Annotated in this window: 11 protein-coding genes and 1 pseudogene; 6 read left to right on the top strand and 6 right to left on the bottom strand. The window is 59.0% G+C overall.

What is annotated here, in order from left to right; translation table 11 throughout:
• Positions 1 to 39: 39 nt before the first annotated feature.
• Complete coding sequence (locus FHT77_RS18630; protein WP_183756411.1) at positions 40 to 1,566, bottom strand: ABC transporter substrate-binding protein; 1,527 nt, start codon at positions 1,564 to 1,566, stop codon at positions 40 to 42.
• A 250-nt stretch (positions 1,567 to 1,816) separates the two neighbouring features.
• Here FHT77_RS18630 and FHT77_RS18625 point away from each other — a divergent pair, with 250 nt between their 5' ends.
• Positions 1,817 to 2,029: a hypothetical protein gene (locus FHT77_RS18625; protein WP_183756410.1), complete on the top strand. Its 213-nt coding sequence runs from the start codon at positions 1,817 to 1,819 to the stop codon at positions 2,027 to 2,029.
• A gap of 169 nt (positions 2,030 to 2,198) precedes the next feature.
• Here the strand turns inward: FHT77_RS18625 and FHT77_RS18620 are convergent, their stop codons facing one another.
• Positions 2,199 to 3,326: an OpgC family protein gene (locus tag FHT77_RS18620; protein WP_183756409.1), complete on the bottom strand. Its 1,128-nt coding sequence runs from the start codon at positions 3,324 to 3,326 to the stop codon at positions 2,199 to 2,201.
• Positions 3,327 to 3,592: 266 nt separating this feature from the next.
• Here FHT77_RS18620 and FHT77_RS18615 point away from each other — a divergent pair, with 266 nt between their 5' ends.
• Positions 3,593 to 3,790 carry a hypothetical protein gene (locus FHT77_RS18615; RefSeq protein ID WP_183756408.1) on the top strand — a complete coding sequence of 66 codons (198 nt, stop codon included), beginning with the start codon at positions 3,593 to 3,595 and terminating at the stop codon, positions 3,788 to 3,790.
• An 88-nt stretch (positions 3,791 to 3,878) separates the two neighbouring features.
• On the top strand, positions 3,879 to 4,358 hold the full coding sequence (locus FHT77_RS18610) for an MEKHLA domain-containing protein (protein WP_183756407.1): 480 nt from the start codon (positions 3,879 to 3,881) through the stop codon (positions 4,356 to 4,358).
• A gap of 362 nt (positions 4,359 to 4,720) precedes the next feature.
• Here FHT77_RS18610 and FHT77_RS18605 read toward each other — a convergent pair whose 3' ends face one another.
• Positions 4,721 to 5,302, bottom strand: a complete 582-nt coding sequence (locus FHT77_RS18605) for a L,D-transpeptidase (RefSeq protein ID WP_183756406.1) — start codon at positions 5,300 to 5,302, stop codon at positions 4,721 to 4,723.
• Positions 5,303 to 5,917: 615 nt separating this feature from the next.
• On the opposite strand from FHT77_RS18605, the gene FHT77_RS18600 reads away from it, so the two are divergent.
• From FHT77_RS18600 to FHT77_RS18590, 3 genes are read left to right on the top strand one after another with little or no spacing between them, the layout of a single operon-like run.
• Positions 5,918 to 7,615: a type I secretion system permease/ATPase gene (locus FHT77_RS18600; protein ID WP_183756562.1), complete on the top strand. Its 1,698-nt coding sequence runs from the start codon at positions 5,918 to 5,920 to the stop codon at positions 7,613 to 7,615.
• Positions 7,612 to 8,919, top strand: coding sequence for an HlyD family type I secretion periplasmic adaptor subunit (locus FHT77_RS18595; RefSeq protein WP_183756405.1), 1,308 nt, complete (start codon positions 7,612 to 7,614; stop codon positions 8,917 to 8,919). Before FHT77_RS18600 ends, FHT77_RS18595 begins: the two co-directional genes overlap by 4 nt.
• 58 nt (positions 8,920 to 8,977) lie before the next feature.
• Complete coding sequence (locus FHT77_RS18590; protein ID WP_183756404.1) at positions 8,978 to 10,405, top strand: family 16 glycosylhydrolase; 1,428 nt, start codon at positions 8,978 to 8,980, stop codon at positions 10,403 to 10,405.
• Between the two features lie 82 nt (positions 10,406 to 10,487).
• Here the strand turns inward: FHT77_RS18590 and FHT77_RS18585 are convergent, their stop codons facing one another.
• From FHT77_RS18585 to FHT77_RS18575, 3 genes and pseudogenes are all read right to left on the bottom strand, one after another.
• Positions 10,488 to 10,700, bottom strand: a complete 213-nt coding sequence (locus FHT77_RS18585; RefSeq protein WP_183756403.1) for a hypothetical protein — start codon at positions 10,698 to 10,700, stop codon at positions 10,488 to 10,490.
• 240 nt (positions 10,701 to 10,940) lie between these two features.
• Positions 10,941 to 11,272 (bottom strand): annotated as a pseudogene (locus tag FHT77_RS18580) (substrate-binding domain-containing protein); the annotation flags it as partial.
• 136 nt (positions 11,273 to 11,408) lie between these two features.
• The gene (locus FHT77_RS18575) at positions 11,409 to 11,774 is read right to left on the bottom strand and encodes a hypothetical protein (protein WP_183756402.1); all 366 of its coding nucleotides are present in this window, start codon (positions 11,772 to 11,774) and stop codon (positions 11,409 to 11,411) included.
• Positions 11,775 to 12,538 lie beyond the last annotated feature (764 nt).

Below are 12,538 nucleotides of genomic sequence, written 5' to 3'. Positions count from 1 at the left end.
GATACCGGCCTCACGGCCGGCACCCGCCGCGCCTTCGGCCTACTTTTTGATCGACGCGTTCCAGAAGTAAGGCCAGGGCGCGGGATCGACACCCTGAAGCTTTGTCGACATGGCCGAGACGGCATTGAAGTCGCCAATCTTCATGAACGGAACTTCGTCGTACATCGTCTTCTGGACATTGGCCCAGAGCTCAACGCGCTTCTTTGGATCCACTTCTGTCGTGAAGGCATCGAAGACACTTTTGCGCGCCGGTGTATCCCACCAGCCGGGCGAACTCGGGGAGAGGGAGCCGATAAGAGCCGGTTCCGGAAGGAACGGGCTATGGCTGATATAGATGTCCCACAGCCCCTTGTCGGTTCGGCGCTGTGTCAGCGTCGCCCAGTCGACGACCTGCAAGTCGACCGCAAAACCGGCAAGCTTCAGGTATTCGGCCGCGACCTGGGCCATCTTGTAGTGAAACTCGTACTGGCGGCTGGTGAGGATGCGGATCGGCTCCCCATTGTAGCCGGCCTCCTTGGCAGCTTTTGCGGCGCCCTCGGGATCGGCAATATTGTAGTTTCCCTTGACACCGGCATCAGTGCTCCAGGCGAAGTTGCTTGGGTAAATATTGCCGTCGGCCGTGTAGAAGTCGGTGCCGCCGAAGGCTGCGGCCATCATGTCTTCCATGCTGAGTGCCTGGCGGACCGCCTTGCGGATCGCGACGTCTTTCGTGACGCCGGCAGCGGTGTTGAAGACGAAAACCGGATAGCCGAATGGCTTCAGCAGCAGAGGCTGGGTTGCCGTCGACGTCGTCAGCTTGTCAAAGGATTCGACCGGCAGTGAATCGATGTAGTCGTACTGGCCGGAGACAGCCGCCTCGACACGGGTATTCGCATCGGGCACGGGTACGAAGCGGATTTCGTCGAGATACTGGTGGCGGGCGCCGCCGTAACCGTCGCTCTCGCCGGAGCGTGGCTTGTAGTCATTGTAGCGGACGAGCTGAATATACTGGTCAGCCTTGCGCTCCTTCAGCATGTAGGGCCCGGTGCCGATGAATTCGCTCATCGTGTCGGCCTGCTTTTCCGCAGGAATGATGATCGCCGCGGAATTGTTGAAGGCAAGCAGCGAGACCAGCGGCGCGTAAGGCTGCTTCAGTTTGATGGTAACGGTTGACGGGTCGGTCGCGGTGATCGACTCGATGAAGGCCGCAGCCTGTTTGCCACGCGAGGCAAGCTTGGTCCAACGGTTGAGAGAGGCCACGACGTCATCGGATGCCATGTCGCTTCCGTCGTGAAACTTGACACCGGTGCGCAGCTTGATCGTGTAAGTCTTGCCGTCGGCGCTGACCTCGGGAAGCGCCTCTGCCAGGAGCGGCGTCACGGCCCAGCTCTTGTCGAAAGTGTAGAGCGTTTCGAAGATGTGTTGGGTGACAATGCCGACAAGGTCGGCCGTCGATGTCATCGGATCGAGTGTCGGTGGTTCGCCGATCGTCGCGACGTTGATCACGCCGCCTTTTTCCTGCGCCAGCAGAAGCGACGGCGCTGCGATCAGCGCCGTGCTGACGAGGTATGCGAGCTTCAATCTCATATCTAACTCCCGATTTGTTCCACAATTATGTTATATGCGCTTTTATAAAAGAATACATGGCGGGTCAGTCCTGTCAATGCAGGATCGTCTCGTCCTCTGGAAAGCCGGCCACGCCCTTGGCCAAGGGTGCTGCAGAAACTTAGCAACGCCTGAAATTATATAGGGCGGGTCGCCTTATGGTTGCTGGCGCCAGGAGGGCTTTTGCCCCTTACTGTGCCCTCGAGGCAGGCCGCTGTTGGAGGGGAATTTGATGTCAATCGAAGCCCGACATGCATTGATAGCCAAGGCATTCAGCCGCGTCAGGCAGGCCGGATGCCCGCTGGAGACATCCGAGGAATTCGAGGGCTGGCTGGGCCAATGGGCTCGGGCCGACATCGACATCCAAACGCTTCGGAAACGCTACGTCGAATTGCTGCAGACCCGGGATGCTGCCTGGAGAGAGAGGCACGTGCTGGTTGATTGAATGCTTCTGAGGACCTGGAGGAGGGACTTTGATGAGTGATCGGGCGATGGGTTACCTGGTTGCGGCGGAGGTATGCGTCTTGTTCTGGATCGCTGTTGCGATGCTGGCGCTCGGCGCGGCTTAGGTCTGACTGACGGGCCGAGGCCGGTTGAATGGCGGCTCCGGCTGTCTATTCGGCTCTGGCCGCCTGCGTTGCGGCGCGAGCGGAAAGCTTGGAATTTTGCAGGCGCTCGGCAACGACATATTGTGCCGCAAGCCCGGCTGCAAGGGTGGCCGCCTCGAGTAGCAGCGGGAACTGATAGGCCTCCCGAAGAACCTGCAAGGCGATGCAGATCAACGAGCCCCAGGCAAAAACCGCAAGCCCCTGTTTTCCGAGGACGGTGACGGCGCCAAGCCGTTCTTCTGCAGCAATCCGAGCACAGATCGGCAACTGCGAGACGACGTAGGCGAGAGCCAGGATGTGGAGCAGGCGAGGAAGCGGAAGGGTAGCCTTGTCGAAGCCAACGAGGAACGCCGGATGGTTGCCCCAGCTCGTCAACTCGTAGTGCTGGCCCACGATCACGAAAAGCGAGAAGGCGAGGTAGGCAAGCGATGCCGTCATCAGCGTCAGGTTGTATCCGACGAAAGTCTCCTGTTTCTTCAATGCCATGCCCGCGCACAGACCGACGCAGTAAATGAGCTGCCACGAGAATGGATTGAGGAACCACATCCCTTCCGTCGGGAAGTTGGGAAGATTGATATTGAAGTAGCCTGCAGCGCCCCAGATGCTGACAGACACCGCAATCAGCGCCGGACGACTGATCGAGCCGATTGCGAGAAAGATCGGTGTTGCGGCAAGCAGCAAGATATAAAGGGGCAGGATGTTAAAATAGCCGAGCTGGTGGGTCATCGCCACGAAACCGGCTGCGGTTTTCCAGGGCGCTTCCAGGTAGGAGCCGAGGTTGACACGGTCCGACAGCGCGCCGGTCGCAAGAAAATGGTCGCCGGTCACGAGGATTGCGACCGCGAGGCCGGTTGTGGCGAGATGCACACCGTAAAGATGTCGTGCACGGCGCAGAATGCGCCCGGTCGCCACCATAACGTCCCGCCCAAAGGCACTCGAATAGGCGAGCCCGGCTGACATGCCGGACATCAGCACAAAGGCCTCTGCCGCATCGGAAAAGCCGAAGTTCTTCGACGTTAATCCTTCGAGAAAATTGCCAGGCACATGATTGATGAAGATCATGATCAGGGCGATTCCCCGGAAGAAATCGAGACGCCGATCGCGGCCGGCCGATTGAGAGGGAGGATGAGGCATTGCTAAATTGTTCCGACGATTCGTTGCGGATATGACGATGAGGCAACCGTTAAGCAGCCCCATCTGAAGCCCAGATGAACGCATGGTTCATGTTGTTATCCGCCTTGTGCTGACTGATGCCTGTCCGAGATATTGCTATTGTTCAACCCGCGCCTGCGCTGTTAACTGGGTATTCAGCATGTCGCTACGCGGGTGAGGAGGTCGTTGATGCCTCGATGTAAATCTGCGGAGTTGAGTCTTTCAGGCAATCTACGAGGCCAAGGAACATGAGCCTACCTTTTCATGAGACAGCGCTGGGGCGCGAGTTCGATCTTTTCGCTAATGAACTGGCGACGCTGCCACGGTCACCTGATGTCACAGCGCTGGAACTGCGTTTTGCGCTGTTGCGGGAAGCTGTCGCCATGCAGTTGGCAAAGCCTGGCCGGTTCACCTACACCTTGCCGACGTCGTTGTTTGATGCCTGACTTTGCATTCTTTCACGGCACGCCATGGGCGCATCGCCTCGATTTCCACGTGCATCATCGGACGACCCGGGAGAGGATAAACTGAGGCATGAGAACCGAGTTGCCCGAACCGACCGGCCTTGCGATCGATCCTGAATTTTTCAAACTGCTCATGGGCAGCTTTCTCCGGCTGGTTGGAAGGCCGCTTCTGGAAATGGGCAATGGACAAAGCTTTGGGCCCGACTCGCTATACCGGAGTACGTCGACCGTCATCCTTGCCCATGATACCGCGCCTGATCCACGATTTATCTACGCCAACATCGCCGCACAGCAGCGGTTCGAATATGCGTGGGACGAATTCATCGGGATGCCCTCGCGATTGTCTGCGGAAGCGCCGGACCGGGCGGAGCGCCAGTCGCTTCTCGAGGCCGTCGAGCATCAGGGGTTCATCGCTGACTACCGGGGTATTCGGGTCAAGAAATCAGGAAAACGCTTCTGGATGGAGCATGGTGTGGTCTGGCAACTCATCGATGAGGCGGGCGATAGACATGGTCAGGCAGCAGCGTTTTCGAGCTGGACCGACCTGTAGGTGGGTGGGAGATTCACGACGGGCGTTCGGGAGCGCCGAACGGATAGCGGCCCTTGCTCACCGGGTGCATCGGCCCGTTCGTTTCCGATGATGCCGGGCATGTCCCTCGCACGACGTGATCTTGATAAGGGGATTGTACCGACGTTCCTGCTCGAGGCTCATCCAAAGCTCGGCATCGGCCAGTTTCCGATCTCGCGCCCTTTGGTCGGCTCAAAGTTTTCTCAGTCATTGTACCTTCCGATCGGACGTTCGAAGCGCGCACTGCGACGACCGAGTCCGACCAGATCATGACTGACTGTCCGCCATCCCGCCGATTGGCCCAGCTTGCAGCATTGAGCATCGCGAGCAAGTAAGCAGACAGCCTACCGCCGGACAATCACGCGGGTGCCCGGCTGGACCATGTCGTAGAGCTCCTCGACATCTTCACGGTACATACGAAAGCAGCCGCTCGAGGCGTTCGTGCCGATGGACCGCGGATCGTTGGTACCATGAATGCGAAGCAGGCCGTCGGCGAGATAGATAGCCCGCGTGCCAAGCGGATTGGACGGACCAGGCTGAACGACCGCAGGAAGTCTCGGATTCTTGCGCCGCATGTCCGGCGTCGGTCGCCACACGGGGTGCTTGGTCTTCGATGTCACCCGCGTCGTGCCAAACCATTGCTTGCCTTGGCGGCCGACGGCGATCGGATAGACCAGCTGTTTGCCTCTCGGGGTGGTGTAGACAAGCGTATGCTCGCGAGTTGCGATCTCGATCGTGCCGGTTGCCCTCCTCGTCTGGGTTCGACGCTCGGGCAGCGGCTCTCCATAGTAGGGAGGTGGCATGTAAGGGTTGTAGTACCCGTCATCGCCGTAGATGTCGTAGTCGTCATATGGCCCGTAGATCTGGGCACTCGACTGGCACACAGACAGCAAAAAAGCTGCCGCAACAAGAATCAGAAACTTCATTTTTGCTATCCGCCCGTTTAAGTACAAGTTAGCCGGGAATTCTGTGGCGGCATTGAGGCATCCGACCCCCCGGGATTCAGTGTGATCCAGAGGAGGAAAGCTGAAATCCCGGGATTGCCGGCCGATAGCTGGGACATACTTCAAAAATTCGACGCGGATCCCGGTCGATCCGTGTTCTCGCCATTTCGAGACGACGGGCGCAGATGGTTGATACTGATTACGCCGCGGTAAGACTGTCCGGCTGCTCGCACTCAGGTAGTTTTGTGGCGAAGATGCAACTATCAGTCCCGGCGCACTGCGGCCGACCACGTCGATATTTGAGGAACACTCAGAATAACGTCGTCGCGTGCGAATGCGGACAGTCTGTCTGGGACCTGTCACTGGACGTGTGCTTTGCGCTTAACACCTCGTTATCCGACCTATGGCATGGGCTGGCGGCGAGCGTGGTTTGAGGTCGTCATTCGTCTTCTTTTGGCTCAGTCTGAGAGGCGAAAGAGGCAGAAAACGACACGGGGTTGCAGTCGATTGCTGCGAGATGTCCCGAAGCCAGAAGGAGCACAGGTGTCCAAAAGCAACCTCCCCATCAGGCGACGGGTGATCCCTGGCCTCCTGTCGATGCTACGCGGCGGCGCTCTCGGAATCGGCGTGACCAGCTGCCTCGTTAACATCCTGGGGCTTACGGGCTCGCTTTTCATGTTGCAGGTCTACGATCGGGTCATTCCCAGCCGGAGCCTGCCGACCCTGATTGGACTGATCGCAATCGTTGTCACGCTGTTCGCCTTCCAGTGGCTGCTTGACCTCACACGCTCGCTTTTGCTCGGGCAGGTCGGGCGAACCGTCGACGAGCGCTTTGCCGGCCGAGCCTTTTCCGAGGTCGCGCTCGCCGCATCGAGAAAGCAGACTCAAGATGCGGGAGTCCAGTCGATCCGCGATATCGATACTGTGCGCGGTTTTTTGTCCGGCTCCGGCCCAGGAGCTCTTTTCGATCTCCCGTGGATGCCGTTCTATCTTGCCTTGTGTTTTCTCTTCCACCCCTGGATTGGTGTGACCGCAGCGACAGGCGCCCTTGTTCTGGCGGGCCTCGCGTGCATGGCCGAACTCAAATCCAGGAAACCGATCGCTGAGACGGCTACCCTCCTTGCCGAGCGGATGGATTTTGCCGACGCCGTCAGGCGTAATTCGGAAGCGGTGGTCGCCATGGGTTTTGCAGCCAGGCTTTCGACACGGTGGGCCGGCCTCAATCAGCGTCACCTTGACAGTCACCTGCAAAGTTCGACCCTCATCAATACGCTTTCGACGCTCTCGCGATCGGCGCGGATGTTTCTTCAGTCAGCGGTGCTTGCGGTCGGTGCGGTCCTGGTCATTCGCCAGGAAGCGACGGGAGGTATCATGATCGCGAGCTCCATTCTCGTCAGTCGAGCACTTGCACCGATCGAACTTGCCATTGCGCATTGGCGAGGATTTGCCGCCGCGCGACACGCCTGGTCACGCTTGAACCAGGAGGCACCCGACGCCGACGACGCCGGACATGACGTCGAGCTGCCTGCGCCCAAGGGCTCGCTGACGGTCACCAATCTCCATCTCGGTGCACCGGGGTCAAAGACCCCGATCATTCGCGGCCTGTCGTTCGATGTGCATGCCGGCGAAGCGATCGGCATTGTCGGCCCGAGCGCGTCGGGAAAGTCATCACTGGCACGGGGGATCGTCGGTCTGTGGCCAGCCTTTGCCGGCGACGTCAGGCTCGACAAGGCCTCGCTTGGGCAATGGTCGCGAGCGGCACTTGGTCGACATATCGGCTACCTGCCGCAGGATGTCGCCTTGTTCGATGGGACGATCGCCGAAAACATCGCACGGTTCGACCCAGACGCTCCTTCCGATCTGATCATTGCCGCCGCGCGAGCAGCTGGTGTCTACGACATGATCGTCGGGTTGCCATTGGGATTCGACACGCAGATTGGCAAAAGGGGTGCTGTCCTGTCTGCAGGACAACGGCAGCGCATTGGTTTGGCAAGAGCACTTTATGCCGATCCGTTCCTGGTTGTCCTCGATGAACCGAACTCGAATCTCGATGCGGAAGGCGAAGTTGCGCTTTCCCAGGCAATCGAGAACGTGCGCTCGCGCAAGGGTGTCGTGCTGGTCATCGCCCACCGGAAAAATGCGCTTGCCGGGGTCGACAAGGTGCTCGTTCTCGAAGGTGGACGCGCAAAGGCCTTCGGCCCGCCGCATGCGGTCCTCAACACGGCGCCAAAGTCGACGGCCGTTTCAGGTTCCTTCGTAAGGCTCTTGCGTGCGGGTGGGGAGCTGTCATCATGATCAGGCTGTCTGCGACATCACCGGAAAAAGCAATTCGCCGTCTCACAGTGCTTTCTCTGACAACAGCCATCGTTCTCGTCGGTGCGCTTGGCGGCCTGGCGTCCGCAATTCGTATCAATGGTGCGGTGATTGCACGAGGAACGCTTGTCGTCGAAAGCTACGTCAAGCCGGTTCAACATCAGAAGGGCGGGACGGTCAGGCAGGTCTTCGTGCGCAACGGCGATCGCGTTGTCGCGGGACAGGTCGTCCTTCACCTCGACGATACGCAGACGAGAGCAAGCCTTGCGATCGTGTCGAGACGGTTAAAAGAGCTGGCAGCGCGATCGGCGCGCCTAGCAGCGGAGCGGGACGGCGTCGATGCAATCGCCTTTCCGGCAGCCCTTGGCGATGAAAACCCGGGCGAGGCTGCCGCACTGGAAAGGGGTGAGCAGAGGCTGTTCGATGACCGCCGCGCCTCCCTGCGGGGACGTATGGCGCAATTGCGGGAAAGGGTCAGCCAACTGAACCAGCAGGCCGAAGGATTGATCGCGCAGCAGGACGGCAAGCGCCGGGCAATCACCATTATCGAGAAGGAACTCGCCAGCCTGGAACCGCTTCTCAGGCAGGGCGTCATTCCCGCAACGCGAGTGTACGCCCTGCAGCGGGATGCAGCCGACCTCACCGGCGAACTTGGCAGCCTCATCGCGTCGAGTGCAGAAGTGAAAGGGAAGGTCGCGGAAACGGAGCTGCAGATCATTCAGGTGGGTGATGACCAAAGGAGCGAAGTCTCCGAGCAACTGAGGCAAGCGGAAAGTGACAGCAGCGAATTCGCAGAACGGCGTGTTGCAATAGAGGACGAACTTGATCACGTCGATATTAAGGCGCCGCAGGACGGCATCGTCCATCAACTGGCCGTTCACGCGCCGGGCGCCGTGGTTGGGCCTGCGGAAAAGATCATGCAGATCGTGCCCGATCACGACGTGCTGACGCCGGAGCTTCGACTGTCGCCGCAGGATATCGATCAGGTGGCCGTCGGCAAGGAGGTGATCCTCCGGTTCTCTGCCTTCAGCTCGAGGACGACCCCCGAACTGCGGGGGCGGGTTGCGTCCATTGCCGCCGATCTGACGACGGACGCTCATTCGGGTCAACCCTACTATACCTTGCGTGTCGCTGTTGCCGTGACCGAATGGAAGAGGCTCGGGGAGCTGTCACCTGTTGCCGGAATGCCGGTTGAAGCCTTCATCGAGACCGGCGATCGCACGGCATTGGCCTATCTTGCAAAACCGTTAACGGACCAGTTGGCGCGCGCATTTCGGGAGGAGTAGGCAACCGTTCTGGGAGGAGGAACCCAATGAGGCATGTCTTAATCCGAAGGAGTTGATAATGGCAAAGTCAGTACAGAACGCAGTCGGACAAACGCTCTATTACAGTGGTCCGTCGACAGCATGGTTTTCGGCGACCGGCTCGGGTCCGGTGTTGGACGGCACGGCGGGAAACGACTCCATATGGGGCGACAGTTCGGTCAATGTCACAATGCAGGGCGGGACCGGCGACGATATCTATTACCTCTATTCCGGCATCAACCGGGCGGTTGAGGCTCCCGGCGCAGGTGTCGACACGATCAACACATGGATGAGCTATACGCTGCCCGTCAACTTCGAAAACCTGACGGTGACCGGCAACGGACGCTACGCGTTCGGCAACGCAACGGATAACATCATTTCCGGTGCGTCGGGAAGCCAGACGATCGACGGGGGGGCCGGCAACGACGTCCTAATCGGGGGAGGCGGGGCTGATGCCTTCCTCTTTACCCGTGGCCACGGCAGTGATCTGATCGTCGACTTCAGCAGCGACGACACCGTTAGGCTCAATGGCTACGGCCTTTCGTCGTTTGATCAGGTTCTGGCGCACACCACCCAGGAGGGTGCCAACCTGCGGCTGGATCTCGGCGGTGGCGAGAGCCTTGTCTTCGCCAACACCCAGGTTGCGGACCTCAAGGCGAGCCAGTTCCAGCTGACGCTTGACCGTTCCCATCTGGCGCTGAGCTTCGACGACGAGTTCAACAGCCTGTCGCTGCGCAGCGGCGGCCAGGGGACGTGGGATGCCAAATTCTGGTGGGCGCCGGAAAGCGGCAGCACGTTGACGGGCAACGGGGAGCTGCAGTGGTACATCAATCCGTCTTACGCGCCAACCGCCGCGGCAAATCCCTTCTCGATCCACAATGGCATCCTGACGATTTCGGCGGAGCCGGCATCGCAGGCGCTCCAGTCACAGATTAATGGCTACGACTATACGTCGGGCCTCCTGAATACCCACTCATCCTTTGCCCAGACCTACGGCTATTTCGAAATCAGGGCCGACATGCCAACGGAGCAGGGTGTCTGGCCTGCCTTCTGGCTTCTGCCGGAGGACGGGTCGTGGCCGCCTGAACTCGACGTGGTCGAGATGCGCGGACAGGAACCGAACGTCATCAACGCAACCGTCCACAGCGAACACGGCGGCGCACATACGATGACGTCCTTCCCGGTCAAGGTGCCCAGCACGGACGGGTTTCACACTTACGGCGTCCTGTGGGACGAGGATCATGTCACTTGGTATTTCGATGATGTCGCCGTCGCGCAGACCGACACGCCAGAGGATATGCATGACCCGATGTACATGCTGGTCAACCTTGCGGTCGGGGGGGCGGCGGGAACGCCAAAGGATGGTCTGGTACACGGCTCGGATATGCAGATCGACTATATCAGGGCTTACGCTCTGTCCGACAGTCCGGTGCATGTCGCGGCCAGCACCAGTGACTGGCATGTCTGAGCGGTAGTGAAGTCGCGGGCGTTCGACGTCCCGCGGCGTCACCCTCGCCGGGCGGTCCTTGCAGTATCGAAAGCAGTTCCATTCACGGCGAGTTAATCGACGGCAGGAAGAACTCCACGTCCTTGCGAAGGCGGTCCTCCAGTCGCTCGATACGGTCGTGCCAAAACCTCTCCGCTTCGGGTGGGTCGGGCTCCCAGACGCGAACGGTCTGGTGATCGTCGTCAATCTTCACCCTTCTTTTTCCGCCGAGTCGGAGATATTCCTCAGCGAGCATGCGGCCTTCGGTGCTTTCCATTGTTGGATCACATCCTTTCAGCTCCTGCGACAGAAATATCGTAAACACATAAACGCGCGGTCCCGGCCATCGTTCCGAAAAAGATTGAGCTATCCAAAAGGAACGTTGGTATCACGGAAGGGAAATGTCTTTCCAGTCGCAGGGCCCAGTCCGTTCGATTGCTGCGGTCAGTTCTTTTCCGACGGCCTTGAGAGGGCCTGGCAGGATTCACGTACCGTCAGACGGCCGGCAGATCCAGAATAAGCTCGCTGCATGTTCGCCAATAGCCTGCATAGGTTGGGGAATGGCTGTCAGGTTCGGCTGGAAGACGTTGGCCCAGTGAAGATCGTCAAAGCTCGATACCGAGATGTCGTCAGGGCAGGTAGCCCCATGTCGCGGATCGCCTTCAGCACGCCAATCACCATCAGGTTGTTTGCCGAAAAGATCCCACTCCGCAAAATCTGGCAGCACAAGGAGCTGCATGGCGGTATTACAAGCGCGTCGCGATAGCCCGAAAGCCTGCTGCGACCGGTCGACGTGTCCAGTGAACCCGAGATTTAGCCAATGCGTCGATGGCCGACGCTGATAAGATAGTCGATGCCTAGGCATCCCGTTCACGGAAATTGCCGATGCGCACCAACTCGTCCTCATAGGAGAATTTTGCGTTTTCCCATCGTCCCAGGTGTCTCTGCCTGAAATGGCGGACAAAGCTTGCAAACTACGGTCGGATCAGTCGCAGAAGCTTTTGAAACCTGCGGGCGATCCCGATTGGCCGCGGTGTTTCGTCAGAATCGGTGGGAGGCTGGTCGTGAAAAGACGGCTCCCCGATCTCCTCCGGCCGTGCGGTTCGGCCTTGATCGATTGTTCCTGGTCATCGGTCGTCGCAACGCGGAGGCCCTCCCTGGCCTTTGCCGCATCGATCAATGCACGCTTCTGGCCGCCCCACAGCCTGACGTGATGGGCGATGACATCATTCGGCTTCACCTCAAATGCCGATGGCGTGTCTTGAAGCATATCGAGGAAGGCCCGTTCTGCTGCCTCGGTTTCGCTGGCCGCGAGGACGAGCCGTGTTTGCGTTACGAGATAGTAGGGCACACTGAACGTTCTCGCTGATTTGAAAGGGGGATCGACGTCCACTGAAGGACAACTAAGGATAATGAGCTCGCTACAGTTTGTGGTACGTCATGTAAACTCGATTCTACCGTTGTCCGGTTGTTCCCGATGAATACGAGGAAGCTTGTTCAAGCCAACCATATTTCGATCCATCATCCTATTGGAGTTCTGTCTCGAACGCGCCAAGCAGTCCGACTGTCATGCCATTGCGCTCGGCCCGCTGTTCATCGGACGCGCCAGGGCCACTGCTCCCATTTGATTAGCGAAAAGGCCGTGACGGTGGTACGGTATCGGATGGGTCGAACCAGGGGCAAGTCACACGTCGCGTGTGGGCTGCGACTGAAGCACTGCCTCCGGCCTGCCTGAGAGGTGCCAGAGGAAGGGAGGCTTTTCTGCCTGTCCGAACTCGTGCGAACATTTTGGCTGCGATCGCTTGAGGTCTATCGCTGGCTCCGTGTGCGAGGTCCCTTTTACCTGGGTCCACAGTGAAACATCCCGGCACGCGCTCGATGAGCAACAAGTTCGTTTGGGACGGAGCCGGTGTGCTAGTGCGCACGTTTTCAGGCTCAAAAAAGCATTATTGAAAATTCCCTCTAAAATTCAGGGAGATGTAAGAATTCTCTCTTTTTTTGAAAAGCCCTCTTGATCTGAAAAAGGGGTAGGATCTATAAGCCCACTCACTGAACGAGGGCGGCGGCGCTGCTGGCGACGAAGTCCTTCGCTCTAGAGATTTCTTTGAGATTGGC

The sequence above is a fragment of the Rhizobium sp. BK181 genome, assembly GCF_014193305.1.
Classification (GTDB): Bacteria; Pseudomonadota; Alphaproteobacteria; order Rhizobiales; family Rhizobiaceae; genus Rhizobium.
The sequence above is the reverse complement of the archived record's forward strand: the minus strand, read 5'-3'. Positions and strand labels throughout refer to the sequence as shown.